This is a genomic window from Micromonospora sp. Mcm103 (genome assembly GCF_024519755.1).
Classification (GTDB): Bacteria; Actinomycetota; Actinomycetes; order Mycobacteriales; family Micromonosporaceae; genus Micromonospora; species Micromonospora aurantiaca.
Map to the genome: position 1 here is coordinate 87,447 of NZ_JALJRJ010000016.1, position 17,143 is coordinate 104,589.

20 protein-coding genes are annotated in these 17,143 nt (G+C 73.9%); 13 read left to right on the forward strand and 7 right to left on the reverse strand.

All coding sequences use genetic code 11. The features are described 5' to 3' along the window. Window positions 1–62: 62 nt before the first annotated feature. Window positions 63–1,112 (forward strand): ROK family protein, encoded by a 1,050-nt coding sequence (locus OC439_RS20080; protein WP_262014755.1) that lies wholly within the window; start codon window positions 63–65, stop codon window positions 1,110–1,112. Between the two features lie 65 nt (window positions 1,113–1,177). Here the strand turns inward: OC439_RS20080 and OC439_RS20085 are convergent, their stop codons facing one another. Together OC439_RS20085 and OC439_RS20090 are read right to left on the reverse strand one after the other, a co-directional pair. Next, a complete protein-coding gene (locus OC439_RS20085) occupies window positions 1,178–1,369 on the reverse strand; it encodes a DUF397 domain-containing protein (RefSeq protein WP_262014756.1) in 192 nt (63 codons plus the stop codon). Window positions 1,370–1,373: 4 nt separating this feature from the next. After that, on the reverse strand, window positions 1,374–2,219 hold the full coding sequence (locus tag OC439_RS20090; protein WP_262014757.1) for a helix-turn-helix domain-containing protein: 846 nt from the start codon (window positions 2,217–2,219) through the stop codon (window positions 1,374–1,376). Between the two features lie 235 nt (window positions 2,220–2,454). Here OC439_RS20090 and OC439_RS20095 point away from each other — a divergent pair, with 235 nt between their 5' ends. Continuing rightward, the gene (locus OC439_RS20095; protein WP_194799685.1) at window positions 2,455–2,679 is read left to right on the forward strand and encodes a hypothetical protein; all 225 of its coding nucleotides are present in this window, start codon (window positions 2,455–2,457) and stop codon (window positions 2,677–2,679) included. A 166-nt stretch (window positions 2,680–2,845) separates the two neighbouring features. Then, the gene (locus OC439_RS20100; RefSeq protein ID WP_194799686.1) at window positions 2,846–3,949 is read left to right on the forward strand and encodes a D-alanine--D-alanine ligase family protein; all 1,104 of its coding nucleotides are present in this window, start codon (window positions 2,846–2,848) and stop codon (window positions 3,947–3,949) included. 38 nt (window positions 3,950–3,987) lie between these two features. On the opposite strand, the gene OC439_RS20105 is transcribed toward OC439_RS20100, so the two are convergent. Further along, the gene (locus OC439_RS20105; RefSeq protein ID WP_262014758.1) at window positions 3,988–4,575 is read right to left on the reverse strand and encodes a DUF3515 domain-containing protein; all 588 of its coding nucleotides are present in this window, start codon (window positions 4,573–4,575) and stop codon (window positions 3,988–3,990) included. After that, window positions 4,576–4,809 carry an Lrp/AsnC ligand binding domain-containing protein gene (locus tag OC439_RS20110; protein ID WP_013284547.1) on the reverse strand — a complete coding sequence of 78 codons (234 nt, stop codon included), beginning with the start codon at window positions 4,807–4,809 and terminating at the stop codon, window positions 4,576–4,578. It lies immediately after the preceding gene. Window positions 4,810–4,972: 163 nt separating this feature from the next. Between OC439_RS20110 and OC439_RS20115 the strand changes: the two genes are divergently transcribed. Together OC439_RS20115 and OC439_RS20120 are read left to right on the forward strand one after the other, a co-directional pair. Next, window positions 4,973–5,923 (forward strand): thiamine-phosphate kinase, encoded by a 951-nt coding sequence (locus OC439_RS20115; RefSeq protein WP_262014759.1) that lies wholly within the window; start codon window positions 4,973–4,975, stop codon window positions 5,921–5,923. Between the two features lie 62 nt (window positions 5,924–5,985). Further along, window positions 5,986–6,453: a GNAT family N-acetyltransferase gene (locus OC439_RS20120; RefSeq protein WP_135243728.1), complete on the forward strand. Its 468-nt coding sequence runs from the start codon at window positions 5,986–5,988 to the stop codon at window positions 6,451–6,453. Here the strand turns inward: OC439_RS20120 and OC439_RS20125 are convergent. Then, window positions 6,450–7,706, reverse strand: a complete 1,257-nt coding sequence (locus OC439_RS20125; RefSeq protein ID WP_262014760.1) for an ATP-grasp domain-containing protein — start codon at window positions 7,704–7,706, stop codon at window positions 6,450–6,452. The two genes, OC439_RS20120 and OC439_RS20125, sit on opposite strands and share 4 nt — an antisense overlap. 219 nt (window positions 7,707–7,925) lie before the next feature. After that, window positions 7,926–8,117, reverse strand: coding sequence for a 50S ribosomal protein L28 (rpmB, locus tag OC439_RS20130; RefSeq protein WP_011905179.1), 192 nt, complete (start codon window positions 8,115–8,117; stop codon window positions 7,926–7,928). Between the two features lie 209 nt (window positions 8,118–8,326). Here rpmB and OC439_RS20135 point away from each other — a divergent pair, with 209 nt between their 5' ends. From OC439_RS20135 to OC439_RS20145, 3 genes are read left to right on the forward strand one after another with little or no spacing between them, the layout of a single operon-like run. Next, entirely contained in the window at window positions 8,327–9,949 is a 1,623-nt protein-coding gene (locus tag OC439_RS20135) for a DAK2 domain-containing protein (RefSeq protein ID WP_262014761.1), read from the forward strand. After that, window positions 9,946–12,147: an ATP-dependent DNA helicase RecG gene (recG, locus tag OC439_RS20140; protein WP_262014762.1), complete on the forward strand. Its 2,202-nt coding sequence runs from the start codon at window positions 9,946–9,948 to the stop codon at window positions 12,145–12,147. Before OC439_RS20135 ends, recG begins: the two co-directional genes overlap by 4 nt. A 59-nt stretch (window positions 12,148–12,206) precedes the next feature. Further along, a complete protein-coding gene (locus OC439_RS20145) occupies window positions 12,207–13,142 on the forward strand; it encodes a serine hydrolase domain-containing protein (protein ID WP_262014763.1) in 936 nt (311 codons plus the stop codon). Window positions 13,143–13,259: 117 nt separating this feature from the next. On the opposite strand, the gene OC439_RS20150 is transcribed toward OC439_RS20145, so the two are convergent. Beyond that, on the reverse strand, window positions 13,260–14,207 hold the full coding sequence (locus OC439_RS20150; RefSeq protein ID WP_262014764.1) for a cell wall anchor protein: 948 nt from the start codon (window positions 14,205–14,207) through the stop codon (window positions 13,260–13,262). 246 nt (window positions 14,208–14,453) lie between these two features. Here OC439_RS20150 and rsmD point away from each other — a divergent pair, with 246 nt between their 5' ends. The 5 genes from rsmD to rpmF all read left to right on the forward strand — a co-directional run bounded on the left by rsmD (window position 14,454) and on the right by rpmF (window position 17,122). Then, window positions 14,454–15,017 (forward strand): 16S rRNA (guanine(966)-N(2))-methyltransferase RsmD, encoded by a 564-nt coding sequence (gene rsmD / locus OC439_RS20155; protein WP_262014765.1) that lies wholly within the window; start codon window positions 14,454–14,456, stop codon window positions 15,015–15,017. Next, on the forward strand, window positions 15,014–15,490 hold the full coding sequence (coaD, locus tag OC439_RS20160) for a pantetheine-phosphate adenylyltransferase (RefSeq protein ID WP_262014766.1): 477 nt from the start codon (window positions 15,014–15,016) through the stop codon (window positions 15,488–15,490). The genes rsmD and coaD overlap by 4 nt, the downstream gene beginning before the upstream one ends. Window positions 15,491–15,757: 267 nt before the next feature. Further along, the gene (locus tag OC439_RS20165) at window positions 15,758–16,255 is read left to right on the forward strand and encodes a hypothetical protein (protein ID WP_262014767.1); all 498 of its coding nucleotides are present in this window, start codon (window positions 15,758–15,760) and stop codon (window positions 16,253–16,255) included. 124 nt (window positions 16,256–16,379) lie between these two features. Next, window positions 16,380–16,943 (forward strand): YceD family protein, encoded by a 564-nt coding sequence (locus OC439_RS20170; protein ID WP_135243737.1) that lies wholly within the window; start codon window positions 16,380–16,382, stop codon window positions 16,941–16,943. Between the two features lie 5 nt (window positions 16,944–16,948). Beyond that, entirely contained in the window at window positions 16,949–17,122 is a 174-nt protein-coding gene (gene rpmF, locus OC439_RS20175) for a 50S ribosomal protein L32 (RefSeq protein ID WP_030500827.1), read from the forward strand. Window positions 17,123–17,143 lie beyond the last annotated feature (21 nt).

Here is a 17,143-nt window from a genome sequence, read left to right on the forward strand (position 1 = left end):
GGCGTGGCGGGTGGCCCGGACGGGAACTAGCCTCGGGGCAGGCGCGGCGGGAGGCGGTGGCGGTGGGCAGCGCAGGTGTGCCGGTGGTGGTGGGGCTGGACAACGGGGGCACTAGTGACAACGCCACGGTGCTGACCGTCGACGGCCGGTTCCTGGTGGACGGGCTGCTGGAGATCCCGAGCGACGTCGGCGCCGGCCCGGAGGCGGCGGTGGAGGCGCTGGCGCGGGCGTTCGACGGCGTCCTGGCCCACACCGGCGTACCGCGTGACCTGGTCCGTGCGGTCGGGCTGGACACGCCCGGCCCGGCCAGCGCCACCGGTGTGATCTCGTCCCGCGGCTCGACGAACTTCTCCCAGCCCGCCTGGCGGGGCTTCGACGTGCGCACCGCGCTGGAACGGCGGCTGGGCCTGCCTGTGGTGTACGCCAACGACGGCAACGCCGCAGCCCTCTACGCCCACCACGTCTACTTCGGCGCCGGGGCGATGGCCCGGTCGTCGGTGTCCGCGATCGTCGGCACCGGGCTCGGTGGTGGCGTGGTGGAGTCCGGCCGGGTGGTCGGCGGCGCGGCCGGCATGGCCGGCGAGTTCGGGCACGTGCACATCCCGCTGGACGGCCTGATCGAGCCGGACCAGGCGGCGCCGGTCTGCGCCTGCGGTTTCACCGGGGACGCGGAGAGCGTCGCCTCGCTCACCGCGATCCGGCGCAACCTGCTGCCGTACTGGCTGGCCCGGCATCCGGAGCATCCGCTCGCGGCGGAGGAGCCGGACCGGGCGGCGAAGCTGCTGCGCGGCTACGGCGAACGCGGCGACCCGCTGGCCCGCCTGGTCTTCACCCAGCAGGCCAAGGCACTGGGCCGGCTGTTCACCATCGCGGCCAACTTCACCGATCCGCACGCGTACTTCGTCGGCGGGGGCGTGGTGGAGGCGGCGCCGGAGTTCCGGGACTGGTTCCTCGCCGCGGTCGCCGAGCACACGGTGCTCCGGGAGGAGCAGCGGGCGGTGGCCACCTTCGCGCTGGTGCCGGACCGGGACATGGCCGGCGCGCGGGGGGTGGCCATCGCGGCGCTGGAGGCGGTACGCGGTGCCGCCACCGCCGCCGCCCCACTCGGCTGACGCCGCCCGCCGGACGGGCCGCCCAGGCGGTCGGCGTCACGCCCAGGCGGGCGGCGGCGGGCCGCTCAGGCGCTCGGCGGCGCGGCGGTGAACGCGGCCCAGGCGTGCGGCGGGAACACCAGCACCGGGCCGGCCGGGTCCTTCGAGTCGCGGACAGCCACCGCGCCGGGCAGCGGCGCCATCTCCACGCAGGCGCCCTCGTCGCCGCTGTGGCTGCTCTTGCGCCAGCGGGCCGGTGTGGGATTCGTGCCGTTCATCTGGTCACCTCTCGTTCAGCAGGCGGAGGAGCTGGTCCCGACTGGCCGCCGGGCTCAGCGCCACGGTCCGCAGGTGCTCCATGATCTTGGCGCAGGTACGCAGGTCACCCGGCCGGTCGAGGACCATCTGCCCGGCGACTGTCTCCACCGAGGCGATGATCGGGTCCTCCGGGTCGGCGAACTCCAGGATGTGCAGCGAGCCCCGGGTGCCCCGGTGGTAGCCGGCGGCGAGCGGGATCACCTGCACCGTGACGTTCGGCAGTTCGGCCATCTTCAGCAGGTGCTGGAGCTGGCCGGACATGACCGAGCGGTCACCGACCGGGCGCAGCAGCGCGCCCTCGTCGATGATGGCGTCGAGGATCGGCGGCTCGGACCCGGAGAGCCGCTGCTGGCGGTCCAGCCGTAGCTGGACCCGTTGCTCCACCTGCTCGTCGGTGAGCGTGTGCGGCCCGCCGCGCATCACCCCGCGGATGTAGTCGGCGGTCTGGAGCAGACCGGGCACCACCGACGGTTCGAAGTTCGCGATGCCGGTGGCCTCGGCCTCCAGCGCGATGAAGTCGATGGTGCGCTGGTCCAGCAGGTACGAATAGGACACCCACCAGCCCGGCTTGCGGGCGTCCTTCGCCAGCTGCACCGCCGCGGCGATGTCGGCCGGGTCCACGCCGTAGCTGGTCAGCAGCGCGCGCACGGTGGCGGGGCTGACGAGCGTCTGCGCGTTCTCGTAGCGGGACAGCGTGCTCCGGGTGCTGTTGATCTCGTCGGCCGCGGCCTCCAGGGTGAGGCCGACGGCCTCCCGGTGGGTCCGCAGGGCGATGCCGAGCCGTCGGGCCCGGGCGGTCTTCGGCGCCATGTATCGATGGTCGCACATCTCGCGGGAAAGCGGGCATGAGAGAAAGTCGATGAGAGTTGCATTCATGCCGGTGAACCTGTCAATGTGTGACGGCGTCCTCACCGCCGGTTGTCGTGGCGACGGTGGTGGTGAGCGACCGGAGGGGATGGGGCGCGCGGTGGTCGGATTCTTCACTCCCCCACGATCCGACCGCCGCGTGCCCCTGCCGGTCCACGAGACGGGGAGGGGTTGCGCGGTGACCAGGTTCCTGGTGGTCCTGACCGACGTGCGTCCGCCGGACGGCAGCCGGCGTGACGAACGGACCAGCCCGGAACGCCGCCGCCAGGTGGTCGGCGCGAGCAGTCGGGAGGCGGCCGACCGGATCGCCGGCGCGTTCATGGCGCTGGGCATGGTGCGGGCCGGCCGGCAGCGCGTGAAGGTCATCGCGGTCGGCCGCCGGCCCCGGCACCCGGCCTTCTGAGACACACCACTCCGTTACTCCCCGTATATGTCACCTTGACCGTTTGCCACGCGACTCCGCGTCTCCCCGGGTAACGACCACCGCTTGCGGCAACGCACAGTAAGGTCAGTCGGGTGAGCGCCACCGGCGAGCACGGCCAGCCGCAGTCGCGAACGATGAGGTGACCATGACCACCCCAGGCAAGACCCGTGTGGCGATCGTCTTCGGCGGCCGCAGCCCCGAGCACGGCATCTCGTGCGTCAGCGCCGGCAGCGTGCTGGCCGCGCTCGACCCGGACGAGTTCGAGGTGGTCCCGGTCGGCATCACCCGGCAGGGCCAGTGGGTGCTCGCCAGCGGCGACCCGAGCCGGCTCGCCATCGCCGACCGCAAACTCCCCGAGGTCACCGCCGGCTCCGGCGCCGAACTGGTGCTGCGCGCCGACCCCGCCGTCGGCGGCCTGATGGTGCTCGACCCCGCCCAGGGGCCGGTCGCGCTGGCCGACGTGGACGTGGTCTTCCCGGTGCTGCACGGCGCGTACGGGGAGGACGGCACCATCCAGGGCATGCTGGAGATGGCCGACATCCCCTACGTCGGCGCGAACGTCTTCGCGTCCGCCGCGGCCATGGACAAGGAGTTCACCAAGAAGCTCTGCGCCGCCGAGGGCATCCCGGTCGGCCCGTACGCGGTGCTGCGCGCCGGGATGTCGCTGAGCGACGAGGACAAGGAGCGCCTCGGGCTGCCCGTCTTCGTCAAGCCGTCCCGCGCCGGCTCCTCGTTCGGCATCACCAAGGTCGACGACTGGGCGGACCTGGACGCCGCGCTCGTCACCGCGCGGGAGATCGACAGCAAGGTGCTCGTCGAGGGCGCCGTGGTCGGCCGCGAGATCGAGTGCGGCGTGCTGGAGGGCGAGGCCGGTGGCGCGCCGGAAGCCTCAGTGCTCGCCGAGGTGCGGATGATCGGCGACCAGGACTGGTACGACTTCGAGGCCAAGTACATCTTCGCCGACCAGGTCTGCGAGTACGACGTACCGGCCGACCTGCCCGAGCCGGTCGCCCGGCAGGTGCGCGACTACGCCACCCGGGCCTTCACCGCGCTCGACTGCTCCGGCCTGGCCCGGGTCGACTTCTTCGTGACCCCGCAGATGGACGTCTACCTCAACGAGATCAACACGATGCCGGGCTTCACCCCGACGTCGATGTTCCCGCGGATGTGGTCGGCCAGCGGGCTGGAGTACCCGAAGCTGGTCAACCGGCTGATCCGTACCGCTCTGCACCGCCGCGCCGGCCGCTGACGGCCGGCACCGCCCGCCGGCCGCTGGGCCGGCGGGCGTCAGGCGGAGCAGCCCGAGGGGGCCTGCTTCGCCGAGGGGACCGAGCTGACGATCGTGTCGGAGATCGAGGTCACCCACTGCAGCGGCGGCTCGTACGACTTCGGCACCCGCACCCGGATCGGGGTCTCCCGGTCGACGGTGGTCAGCACCGTGGCGTCGGCCTCCTGCGCCGCGTGCCAGCAGACCTGGTTGACCTTCCACACCTCGTCGGTGGGCGGGAACTCCGCCGGGCTGCCGCCGCAGGCAACAGTCAGCGCCGGGTCGCCGTACGCGGCGTTCTGCTCCGGGCCCGCGGTGACCGGGCGCTGCGGCAGGTCACGCACGCTGTCCGGGAGCTGCGACATCAGAGCCCGGCAGAGGATGGTCGGGCGCTCGGCCAGGGCCGGGGCGGGCATCTCGACCGGCGCGCTGGACTGCGCCCGGGGACTCGCCGACGCGCTCGGCTCGGCGTCCGGCGACTCCGGGGCCAGCTTGGCGAACGTGAACCCGGCCACCGCCAGGGTCACCGGCACCGCGACGAGCGTCGCCCAGAGCGCGGCACGGCGGGTGGCGCCGTCCCGGCGGGGGGAGGTGTCCTTCTCGTCCACTTACAGCCGCACCACCGAACACGTGAGGGTGCGGGTGATGCCGGGCACCATCTGCACCTTGCTGACGATGAGTTTGCCGAGCTCGTCGACGGTGTTCGCCTCGGTGAGCACCACCACGTCGTACGGCCCGGTGACGGCGTCGACCCGCACCACGCCGGCCAGGTCCGCGATCAGACCGGCCACGTCACGCGCCCGGCCGACCTCGGTCTGGATGAGGATGTACGCCTGTACCACGACTCGACCTCCGTCCGTCGCCTCCGGGCGACCCGAAGGGTGAAACTACCGTACTGAGCGGCCGTGATCCCTATCGGTTGCCGGTCGGACGCGGTGAGCGAGCACACGCCGGTACGGACAGGGGTGGGACGTGCGGAACGACGCAGCGGAGCGAGGGGACGGAATGACTGTCACTGATGTCGGCGAGTTCGGCCTGATCGGCCGGGTGACGGCCCGGCTGCCGCAGGGACGGCACTGCCTGCTCGGCCCCGGCGACGACGGCGCGGTGGTGGCCGCGCCGGACCGGCGGGTGGTCGCCTCGACCGACGTGCTGGTGGAGGGGCGGCACTTCCGCCGCGACTGGTCGTCGGCGCGGGACGTGGGACACCGGGCGGCGGCGGCGAACCTCGCCGACATCGCCGCCATGGGCGCCACCCCGACCGCGCTGCTCGTCGCGCTCTGCATGCCGGCCGAGCTGGACCCGGCCTGGGCCGAGGAACTGGCCGACGGGCTGGGCGCGGAGGCGGCGCTGGTCGGCGCGAGCGTGGTCGGCGGGGACATGTCCGGCAGCCCGACGCTCACCGTCGCGGTGACGGCGCTCGGCGACCTGGCCGGCCGCGACCCGGTGGTGCGTTCCGGCGCCCGCCCCGGCGACGTGGTGGCGCTGGCCGGGCGCACCGGCTGGTCGGCGGCCGGCTACACCGTGCTGTCCCGGGGTTTCCGCACGCCCCGGCTGCTGGTCGAGGCGTTCCGCCGCCCCGAGGTGCCGTACGCCGCCGGACCCGCTGCCGCCGCCGCAGGGGCCACCGCCATGATCGACGTGTCGGACGGGCTGCTGGCCGACCTCGGGCACGTGGCGACCGCCAGCGGCGTCGCGATCGACGTGAGCCGCGACGCGTTCGAGGTGCCCCGGCAGATGCGGGACGCGGCGCAGGCGCTCGGCGTCGACCCGTACACCTGGATCCTGGCCGGCGGCGAGGACCACGCGCTGGCGGCGACGTTCCCGGCGGACGCCGCGCTCCCGGACGGCTGGCGGCCGGTCGGGCGGGTGGCGGCCGGCGCCGGGGTCACCGTCGACGGCGCCGCCTACAGCGGCCCGCGCGGCTGGGACCACTTCCGCCGGACGGCGGAGTGATCTGCGTCCGACCGCGGGCCGCCGGACCGGGGCCGGGCCGGAGGCGGTCGTAACCTGGCACGGTGAGCGAGATCGAGATCCGGGAGCGGCGCTTCGACGCGCCCGAGTCGCAGGCGCTGATCCGGGCGGCGCTGGCCGACCTCGGCGCCCGGTACGGCGGCAGCGGCGACGAGACCCCCGTCGACGCGGCCGAGTTCACCCCGCCGGACGGCACGTTCCTCGTCGCCTACCTGGACGGGCGGCCGGTCGGCTGCGGCGGCTGGCGCAGCCACGGCGAGGACGGCGACACGGCCGAGCTGAAGCGGATGTACACCGACCCGGCGGCCCGGGGCCGGGGCGTGGCCCGCGCGGTGCTCGGCGCGGTCGAGCGGTCCGCCCGCGACCACGGCCGCAAGCGGATCGTGCTGGAGTGCGGCGACAAGCAGCCCGAGGCGATCGCCATGTACACCTCGGCCGGCTACGAGCGGATCCCGAACTTCGGCTTCTACAAGGACGCCCCGGGCTGCCTGTCGTACGGCCGCACGCTCTAGCCGACGGTGATGCGGATCTGGCTCGCGGCGCGGCGCGCGGCGTCCGCGGCCTCGTCCGGGGTGGTGCCCCAGGTCATCAGGTGCCCGCTGCGGTGCGCCGAGGAGAGCAGCTCCGGCACGGTCTGACCGACCTTCGTCTCCACCTGCACGTCGAGCACGCCCGGCACGCGCAGCGCGTCGCGCCTGCCGTCCACGGCGGTGACCCGGCCGGGCGGCGCGATCAGGAACTCGATCGCCGCCGCGCCGGTCGCCCGCGCCGGCAGCTCCGGCCGTTCGCCGCGCAGGATCCGCAGGTACGCCTCGATGACGTCCCGCTCGTAGGCGATCGAGATGAGCGCGGTGATCATGTCGCCGGGCATCCGGGCCGCGCACTCCACCAGCGTCGGCACGCCGTCGGCGAGGATCCACTCGCTGTGCAGCATGCCGCTGCGGAAGCCGGCCGCCTCGGCGAGGCGTACCGCGGCGGCGCGCAGCGCGTCGTTCGCGTCGGCGGGCAGCGCGGACGGCACGGTGTGGCCGGTCTCGACCGGGTAGCGGCCACCGGCGATCCGCTTGTCGGTGACGTTGGCGAAGACCACCTCGCCCTCGGCCACGAGCAGCTCCACGCTGTGCTCGGAACCGACCAGCAGCTCCTCGACCAGCACGCCGGTGGGCAGGCCGCGCTCGGTGGCCTCGGCCGGGTCGGGCGGCGCGGCGCTGGCCGCCCAGCGGGCCGGCACCTCGGCCGCGTCGGTGATCAGCTGCACGCCCAGGCTGCCCGAGCGCCGGGTGGGCTTGAGCACGCACCGGCCGCCGTGCGCCTGCGCGAACTCCACCGCCCGCGCCGGGTCGTCGACCAGCTCGTACGCCGGGTTGGCGAGCCCGATCCGGTCGGCGAGCAGCCGCATCCGGTGCTTGTCGGAGAAGACGTCGGCGGCCTCGACGCCGGCGCCGGGCAGGCCGAGCCGTTCGGCGAGCCGGGCGGTGGCGCCGACCGCGTACTCCAGGCCGGGCAGGACCAGCCGGGCGTCGGCGAGGCCGGGCTCGCGGGCGAGCAGGGCGTCCGGGTCGAAGCCGGTCTGGTACTCGGCCGCGACGAGACGCCCGATCATCGGCAGCCGCTCGGCGAACCGGGCCAGGTCGCGGCGGGCGATCACGTCCGGCTCCTCGACCAGCACCACGCTGCCCGGCGGCAGTTCCTGGTCGAACCAGCTCAGCGAGCCGAACGACGCGCCCACCACCACCAGTTGCTCGCGACCCAGATCGAGGTCCACCGGTCATCCTCCCCACGGCTCGCGCCGGAACCGGACGGCCGGCGCAGCAGCACCCTAACCGGCCGGATCGAGGCGGTCGCCGTACGGTCGGTCAGGGGTGCGGGGGCGGGTCGGCCGATACCGGGCCGGTGGGCACGGCGGGTCGCCGGACACGACAGAAGCCGGCGGACCCCGAAGGGATCCGCCGGCGACCGACGATGTTCCGGTGGCGCTACCGCGTCAGGCGCGGGTGACCTTGCCGGCCTTGATGCACGAGGTGCAGACCTTCAACTTCTTGGTGTTGCCGCCACCGGCCGGGGTGCGCACCGACTGGATGTTCGGGTTCCAGCGGCGGTTGGTCCGCCGGTGCGAGTGGGACACGTTGTGGCCGAAGCCCGGCCCCTTGCCACAGACGTCGCACACGCTAGCCACGGGATACTCCTGGGATTGAAACGTTCATGAGGTCGCCGCCAGGCGCTGCCCGGGCAACCTGGTCAGGTTACCCGATGACAGTCGGTACGCCCAACCGGCCCTTTCGCGAGCCCACCCAGCGTACCGGCGTCCCGGCCGGGCCGTCCGCCGGGGCGGACACGCGGCGACGACCCCGGCGCGTGTCGGTGTGCGCCAGTAGGCTTCCCGACGTGCTGGAGACCCTCGACGCCGCAGCGGTACGCCGCTGGTGCGCGAGCGGGCTGGCCGCCCTCCGGGCCCACCAGGGCGAGATCGACGACCTGAACGTCTACCCGGTGCCCGACGGCGACACCGGCACCAACCTGGTGCTCACGTTCACCTCCGCCCAGCAGGCCCTGGCGATGGACCTCGGCACGCTCCCCGACGACGGGCACACCCCGCACGGGCATGCGCTGCGGCTGATGGCCCGGGGCGCGCTGCTCGGGGCGCGCGGCAACTCCGGGGTGATCCTCTCGCAGATCCTGCGCGGTCTCGCCGACACGCTCGCCGCCGTGCCCGCGGTGCGCGGGCGGCAGCTCGCCGAGGCGCTGGCCGACGCCACCACCGCCGCCTACGCCGCTGTCGCCCGGCCGGTCGAGGGCACGCTGCTGAGCGTGGTCGCCGCCGCGGCGCACGCGGCTCGCCGGGCGGACAGCGACGACCTGCGCGCCGTGGCCAGGGCCGCGAGCGAGGCGGCGGCGCACGCGCTGGCGCGTACCCCCGAGCAGTTGCCGGAGCTGGCCTGCGCGGGCGTGGTCGACGCCGGCGGGCGCGGCCTGTGCCTGCTGCTGGACGCGCTGGTCGAGGTGATCACGGGGGAGAGCCCGGGCCAGCCGGCGCCCGCGCCGCCCGCGCCGCCCGCCCGCCGCGCGCCGGTCACCGCCGTGCGGGAGAGCGGCTCCGACGCGTACGCCTACGAGGTGCAGTACCTGCTCGACGCAGGCGACGAGGCGGTGACCCGGCTGCGCGCCGAGCTGGACGCGCTCGGCGACTCCCTCGCGATCGTCGGCGACGGCGCCGGCACCTGGAACGTGCACGTGCACGTCAACGACATCGGGGCGGCGGTCGAGGCGGGCGTGGTCGCCGGCCGCCCGCACCGGATCAGCGTGAGCCGCTTCGCCGACCAGACCGCCCCGGCGCCGGGGCCGCAGGTGCCGCTGCCGGAGGGGCGGGCCGCCGTGGTGGTCGCCACCGGCGCGGGCATCGCGGAGCTGTTCGCCGCCGAGGGCGCCGTGGTGGTGCCCGCCAACCCGTCCACCGGTGAGCTGCTCGACGCGATCCGGGCCACCGGCGCCGCCCGGGTGGTGGTGCTGCCGAACGACCCGAACACCCAGTCGGTGGCGAGCGCGGCGGCCAAGGAGGCGCACGGCCTCGGCATCAAGGTGAGCGTGGTGCCCACCCGCTCGCCGGTGCAGGCGCTCGCGGCGCTCGCCGTCCGCGATCCGAAGCGGCGGTTCGAGGACGACGTGATCGCGATGGCCGAGGCGGCCGGCGCCTGCCGGTACGCGGAGGTCTGCCACGCCGCCCGGGAAGCGCTCACCGTCGCCGGCCCGGCCCGCCCGGGTGACGTGCTGGCCCTGGTCGAGGGCGAGGTGCACCTGATCGGGCAGGATCTGGTCGACACCTGCACCGCAGTGGTGGACCGGATGCTCGGCGGTGGCGGTGAGCTGGTCACACTGCTCTGCGGCGCCGACGCGCCGGCCGGGCTGGCCGACCGGGTCCGCGCGCACGTCGAGGGGGCCTGGCCGTTCGTCGAGGTGCAGGCGTACGAGGGCGGGCAGCCGCACTATCCGCTCCTGGTGGGGGTCGAATGACTGGTGAAGCGGCCACTGTGGACACGCCGCTGAAGAAGCTGGTCGGTGAGCGCACCGCGAAGGCGCTGGCCGGGCATCTCGACCTGCACACCGCGGGCGACCTGATCTACCACTTCCCGCGCCGGTACGACGAGCGCGGCGAGCACACCGACATCCGCTCGCTCGACGTGGGGGAGCAGGTCACGGTGCTCGCCCAGGTGCAGCGCACCGCGGTGCGCCCGATGCGCCAGCGGCGCGGCAACCTGCTGGAGGTGACCGTCGGCGACGGCTCCGGCGGCGTGCTCACCTGCACGTTCTTCGGCAACCAGGCGTGGCGCGAGCGGGAGCTGCGGCCCGGCCGGTGGGGGCTGTTCGCGGGCAAGGTGACCGAGTTCCGGGGCAAGCGGCAGCTCAACGGCCCGGAGTACGTCCTGCTCGGCGAGGGCGGCGAAGGCGAGGCGGCCGCAAACGAGGAGGTCGAGGAGTTCGCCGGGGCGCTGATCCCGGTCTACCCGGCCGCGGCGGCGGTGCCGACCTGGGTGATCGCCCGCTGCGTCCGCGTCGTGCTCGACACGTTCACCCCGCCGGAGGACCCGCTGCCGGCCACCGTGCGGGCCACCCGCAACCTCGTCGACATCGGCACCGCGCTGCATGAGATCCACCGTCCGACCAGCAAGGAGGCGCTCTACCGGGCCCGCCGCAGGCTGAAGTGGGATGAGGCGTTCGCCGTGCAGCTCACGCTGGTGCAGCGCAAGCAGCGGGCGGCGGCGTCCCCGGGACGGGCCCGGCCGGCGAAGGCGGGCGGTCTGCTCGACGCGTTCGACGCGCGGCTGCCGTACGAGCTGACCTCCGGCCAGCAGGTCGTCGGGCGGGAGATCGCCGCCGACCTGGCCCGGCCGCACCCGATGCACCGGCTGCTCCAGGGCGAGGTGGGCTCCGGCAAGACGGTGGTGGCGCTGCGCGCCATGCTCCAGGTGGTCGACGCCGGTGGGCAGGCCGCGCTGCTGGCCCCGACCGAGGTGCTCGCCGCTCAGCACCACCGGGGCATCCTCGACCTGCTCGGCCCGCTCGGCCGGGCCGGTGAGCTGGGCGCCGCCGACGACGCCACGCGGGTGGAACTGATCACCGGTTCGCTCGGCGCGGCGGCCCGGCGCCGGGCACTGGCCGAGGTGGCCGAGGGCCGCGCCGGGATCGTGCTCGGCACGCACGCCCTGCTCTACGAGGGCGTCGACTTCCACGACCTCGGCCTGGTGGTGGTGGACGAGCAGCACCGCTTCGGCGTGGAGCAGCGCGACGCGCTGCGCGCCAAGGCCGAGCAGCCGCCGCACGTGCTGGTGATGACCGCCACCCCGATCCCGCGCACCGTGGCCATGACCGTCTACGGCGACCTGGAGACCTCCACGCTGTCCCAGCTTCCGCAGGGCCGCTCGCCGATCGCCTCGCACGTGGTTCCGGCCGCCGAGAAGCCGGCGTTCCTCGACCGGGCCTGGCGCCGGTTGCGCGAGGAGGTCACGAAGGGCCACCAGGCGTACGTGGTGTGCCCGCGTATCGGTGAGGGGCCGGTGTCGGACGAGGAGCCGCCGCGGGAGGACGACAACGGCCGGCGTCCGCCGCTGGCGGTGACCGAGGTGGCCCCGCTGCTGGCCGAGGGGCCGCTGCACGGCCTGCGGATCGGGGTGCTGCACGGGCGGCTGCCGGCGGACGAGAAGGACGCGGTGATGCGCGCGTACGCCGACGGCGAGCTGGACGTGCTGGTCGCGACCACAGTGGTCGAGGTCGGCGTGAACGTGCCGAACGCGACGGTGATGATCGTGCTGGACGCCGACCGGTTCGGTGTCTCCCAGCTGCACCAGTTGCGCGGCCGGGTGGGCCGGGGCTCGGCAGCCGGTCTGTGCCTGCTGGTCACCGAGGCGGCCGAGGGCTCGTCCGCGCGGGAGCGGCTGGACGCGGTCGCCTCCACCACCGACGGGTTCAAGCTCGCCGAACTCGACCTGGAACAGCGCCGCGAGGGCGACGTGCTGGGCGCCACCCAGTCCGGCCGGCGCTCGCACCTTCGGCTGCTGTCGCTGCTGCGGGACACCGAGCTGATCCGCGACGCGCGGGCCGAGGCGACCGAACTGGTCGAGGACGACCCGGATCTGGCCCGGCATCCGGCGCTGGCCGCGTCGGTCGCCGCGCTCGTCGACGAGGAGCGCGCCGAATACCTGGAGAAGGGCTGACGGCGGCTGGTGCGGTCGCGGGGCTGCGGCACGCGCGTGGCGTGCCTAGGCTCGCGCAGATGTCGACACCATCACTCGAACGCGGCGTGCTGCTGCTGACCCGGGGCGACGAAGTCGTGGTGGACCGGGTGGCCGGAGTCGCCGACGAGGCGTCCGGCCGGCGCTGCACCGCGGCGACGCGGTTCCAGATCGCCTCGATCAGCAAGCAGATGGCCGCCGTGGCGGTGCTGCTGCTCGCCGAGCGGGGAGCGCTGAGCCTGTCCGATCCGGTGGTACGCCGGCTGCCCGGCACGCCGCCGCCACAGTGGTCCGGCATCACGCTGCACCACCTGCTCACCCACACGTCCGGCCTCGGCCACTGGGAGGACTACCCGGCGATCGACCTGCACGGGCCGGCCGAGCCGGACGAACTGCTGGACCGGTTCGCGGCGCTGCCGCCGCTGTTCCGGCCCGGAGCCGGGTGGCACTACAGCAGCCCCGGCTACGTGCTGCTGGCCCGGACCGTCGAGCGCGTGACCGACCGGCCGTACGCCGAGTTCCTCGCCGAGGAGGTCTTCGCGCCGCTGGGCATGACTGGCAGCTTCGCCGGTTCGGGCGAGGGGCGGCCGGACGTGGCGACCGGACACGAGGGCGGCCGTCCGGTTCCGTCGTGGGACCTGACAACGGTCAGCCTGGGCGCTGGCGACGTCTGGTGCACCGGGGCGGACCTGCTCACCTGGCTCGACGTGCCGCGCCGGGGCCGGCTGCTCGCCCCGGACTCGGTGGCGGCGATGACCGCGCCGCACGCGCCCACCGGGCGGCCCGAGGAGGCGTACGGCTACGGCTTCTTCGTCGGCCCGCTGGCCGGCCGGCGGGCGCTGCACCACTCCGGGGACAACGGCGGCTACAAGGCGTTCGCCGCCTGGCTGCCCGACTCCGACCAGCGGCTCGTGCTGCTGACCAACCGGGCCGAGGTCGATCCGAGAACGATCACGTCGGTGCTCGACGCGGCCTGACCGCCGTATCCACGGCGAGGGCGCGCCGGCCGGGTGGTCGGCGCGCCCTCGGTGCGGATCAGCGGATCAGCGGATCAGCGAGATCGGCGGATCGGCGGGGTCTGGCGGTGAAGCGGATCAGGCGGTGAAGCGGATCCGGCGGCGACGGGCCACCACGAACAGCACCGCGCCGGCGGCCAGCAGCAGCGTCGCGCCACCGGCGATGGCGCCCGCCGCCGGGCCGGTCACCGGCAGGCCGCCGCCCTGCCCGGAGCAGTCCCGCGGCGCGGTGTACGGGATGGTCTCGGACCCCTCGGCCACGTCGTACTTGACGGTGACGGTGAGGCCCCGGTACGCCTCGAACTCGACCGAGCCGGCCTTGCCCGGTTCGGAGACGAGCTTCCTGCTCTCGCCCTTCTCGGTGGTGAACGTGGCGGTGAAGGGAATGCCGTCGGCCGGGTTCTCCACGATGAAGGTCATCGAGTCGCAGTCCTGGTCCAGCTTGAAGACCGGTTCACCGGGCTCGGCCGGCGGGGCGGACGGCGTCGGCGGGGTGGACGGGCTCGGCGGGAGGGACGCCGACGGCGTCGGGGTCGGCGAGGCGGGCGTGCTCGGCGTGGGCGTGGGGCTCGGCGGCGTGCTGGGCGACGGCGACGGGCTCTGCGTCGCGCAGTCCCGCCCCGGACGGGCCACCACCGTGCGCTCGCCGTCGTGCGACTTGCGGCCCCGCTCCCAGTGCGCGGCGACGGTCAGCTTCAGCTCCGGGATCGGGCCGGTGAACGTGTGGGTCTGGGTGCCGGTCAGCGGGCCCTGGCCGGCCGGCTTCAGTTCCGCGCCGACCGCCAGCCCGCCGCTGACCGCGCCGGGCACCGTGGATTCGACTTTGGTGATGCGGCCGGAGATGTCGGTCTCGCTGCTGATCACCGACCAGGTCACGGTGACGGTGCCGTTCTCGGCGGCGCAGTAGCTGCCGGACGGCTCGGGGTGGTGGGCGGCGGCCGGGCCGGCGACGGTGGCGACGCCCGCGAGGCCGAGCAGCGCGCCGGCGGTGAGGACGGCGGCACGCCGGAGGTGGAGACGGTTCACGCCTACTCCTGACGAGGGGAGGATGGGAGAGACCGGGCGGAGGGACCGAAGCCACGCGTCCGCTCGGCAATCGGGCCAGACCCTAGCGAGATCGACAGTGCGGGCGTCACCGTGATCGAAGGGTCGTAAAGGGTCTGTTATGTATTCGAGATCATTGATGTACGTCGAGTCACGGATCGTCGCGCCGGGTACGTCGTGCCCGCCTCGCGGCGTCGCGTAGCGTCGGGGCATGCGCAGGGAGCGACGGTGACCCGGATCGTGGCCGGCACGCTCGGCGGCCGGCGGATCGCCGCGCCACCGGGTGCCGGAACCCGGCCCACGTCCGATCGGGTCCGTGAGGCGCTGTTCAGCGCCGTGCACTCGCACGTCGACCTGGACGGCGCACGCTTCGCCGACCTGTACGCCGGTTCCGGCGCGGTCGGTCTGGAGGCGCTGTCCCGGGGCGCGGCCCACGTGCTGCTCGTCGAGTCCGACGCGCGGGCCGCCCGGGTGATCCGGGAGAACATCGCCACGCTGCGGGCCGCGCCGGCCGCCCGCCTGGTCACCGGCAAGGTCGCCGGCGTGCTGGCGGCGGGACCGGACGGCGGGCCGTACGACGTGGTCTTCGCCGATCCGCCGTATGCGGTGCCGGACGCGGAGATCACCGCGATGCTGGCGGCGCTGGTCGACGGCGGCTGGCTCGCACCGGACGCCCTGGTGATCGTCGAGCGGTCCAGCCGTACCGGACCGGTCACGTGGGTGGAAGGTGTCACTCCGGAGCGCAGCAGACGTTACGGCGAGACCACTCTTTGGTACGGTCGCCGATCATGAGACGTGCGGTCTGCCCGGGCTCGTTCGACCCGGTCACCAACGGACACCTCGACATCATCGGCCGGGCCAGCCGGCTGTTCGACGAGGTGATCGTCGGAGTGCTGGTCAACCAGTCCAAGCAGGGCCTGTTCACAGTCGAGGAGCGCATCGGGATGCTCCGCGAGGTGACCGCCTCGTACGACAACGTGCGGGTGGAGTCGTTCCGCGGCCTGCTCGTCGACTTCTGCCGGGCGCAGCAGGCGAGTGTGCTGATCAAGGGCCTGCGGGCGGTGAGTGACTTCGACTACGAGCTGCAGATGGCCCAGATGAACATCGGCCTGGCCGGCGTGGAGACGCTCTTCATGCCGACCAACCCGCTCTACTCGTTCATCTCGTCCAGCCTGATCAAGGACGTGGCGAAGTGGGGCGGCGACATCTCCGCCCACGTCCCCGACTTGGTCCGCGCCCAGCTGACCACCCGCCTCCGCCCCTGACCCCGCCCGCCCCTCCGCCCACCCCACCACCCCCGCGATCTTGCAGTTTCGGCCCGGACATTCCTCCCGCAAGGGACGAGCGCCGGGCCGCAAGTGCAAGATCGCCGGGGAGAGGGGCGGGGGAGGGCGAGGGAGCGCGGGGGCGACGCGCCGGGTGGGGCGGGTGGGGCGGTTGTGGCTCGGGCGCGACATGATGTCTGCAGCGCCGAGAACGGGCGCGAGGCCGCATGATGGAGAGCGGCCGACGAAGACAGGAGTGAGGTACCGGTGGACCCGCTCGATCGCATCGACGAACTGATCGCCATGGTGGAGCAGGCCCGCTCCGTCCCGATGTCGCGCAACAACTGCATGGTCGACCGGGGTGAGATGATCGCCGTGCTCGACGAGTTGCGCGCGGAGCTGCCCGCCGACCTGCGCCGCGCCGCCGCGCTGCTGGAGGAGCGGGACAAGATCATGGAGGCCGGCAAGCGCGAGGCCGACCGGATCATCAGCGAGGGTGAGGCGGAACACGCCCGGCTCGTCTCGGTCAACGAGATCACCGTCTCGGCCGAGCACGAGGGCGCGCGGATCATCGCCGAGGCGCGGGCCGAGGCGCAGCGCCTCCGCGAGGAGGTGGACGACTACGTCGACACCGCGCTGGCGAACTTCGAGCAGTTCCTCACCCGGGCGCTGGCCTCGATAGAGCGCGGCCGGGACAAGATGCACGCGCTGCGCGAGATCGGGACCTTCGGCGGGGACGAGGCGGACCGCCCGCTACCCTTCTGAGCGGCGCGCGGGCCGGTCGCCGACAGCCGGCTCCCGCCGGGCCGGAGGCGAGCCCCCGGTTCGACGGTCCGCCCGTCTGGCAGGTAACCTTCTTTGTCGGCCTCTCAACGGCCGGAGTCTGACTATGCCCAAACACTCGCCAAGCACACTCAACCCCAGGTCGCCGCTGGTCCTCGACACGAGGGAACTGCCGCGCCGACCTGGCGCGTTGCGTACGCACAAGCGGGTCGTGCCGGCACCGGCGGACCTCGGCGTGGAGTTGATCGGCGTGCCGGAGGGCGCGGACCTCGACCTCGACCTGAGGTTGGAGTCGGTGTCCGAGGGCGTACTCGTCTCCGGGACCGTCACCGGTCCCGTCAAGGGCGAGTGCGGCCGCTGCCTGCGCGAGATCGACGACTCGTTGGCCGTGACGATCCAGGAGCTGTACGCGTACGAGAACAGCACCACGGACGACACGACCGAGGAGGACGAGGTGGGCCGGATGCAGGGCGATCTGATCGACCTGGAACCGGCGTTGCGGGACGCGGTGGTGCTGGCGCTGCCGACGAACCCGCTCTGCCGGGAGGACTGCCCAGGCCTGTGCCCCGAGTGTGGGGTGCACTGGGACGATCTGCCGGCCGACCACAGCCATCAGCAGGTCGACCCGCGTTGGGCGAGCCTGACGCAACTGACCCGTACAGAGGAGTAAGAACCGTGGCCGTCCCCAAGCGCAAGATGTCGCGCAGCAACACCCGCGCCCGCCGGGCGAACTGGAAGGCCTCGGCGGTGGCGACCGTGGCCTGCCCGCAGTGCAAGTCGGCCAAGCTGCCGCACGCCGCCTGCTCCGTCTGCGGCACCTACAACGGCCGTCAGGTCCTCGAGGTCTGACCCGGCTGCCGAGTGACGTCC

What these genes read in the sequence shown, in the direction of transcription:
- OC439_RS20085 (WP_262014756.1), bottom strand. Translation starts at nt 1,369, where the DNA reads ATGAACGGCACGAATCCCACACCGGCCCGCTGGCGCAAGAGCAGCCAC.
- OC439_RS20100 (WP_194799686.1), top strand. Translation starts at nt 2,846, where the DNA reads ATGACCACCCCAGGCAAGACCCGTGTGGCGATCGTCTTCGGCGGCCGC.
- OC439_RS20115 (WP_262014759.1), top strand. Translation starts at nt 4,973, where the DNA reads ATGACTGTCACTGATGTCGGCGAGTTCGGCCTGATCGGCCGGGTGACG.
- recG (WP_262014762.1), top strand. Translation starts at nt 9,946, where the DNA reads ATGACTGGTGAAGCGGCCACTGTGGACACGCCGCTGAAGAAGCTGGTC.
- OC439_RS20145 (WP_262014763.1), top strand. Translation starts at nt 12,207, where the DNA reads ATGTCGACACCATCACTCGAACGCGGCGTGCTGCTGCTGACCCGGGGC.
- OC439_RS20090 (WP_262014757.1), bottom strand. Translation starts at nt 2,219, where the DNA reads ATGGCGCCGAAGACCGCCCGGGCCCGACGGCTCGGCATCGCCCTGCGG.
- coaD (WP_262014766.1), top strand. Translation starts at nt 15,014, where the DNA reads ATGAGACGTGCGGTCTGCCCGGGCTCGTTCGACCCGGTCACCAACGGA.
- OC439_RS20170 (WP_135243737.1), top strand. Translation starts at nt 16,380, where the DNA reads ATGCCCAAACACTCGCCAAGCACACTCAACCCCAGGTCGCCGCTGGTC.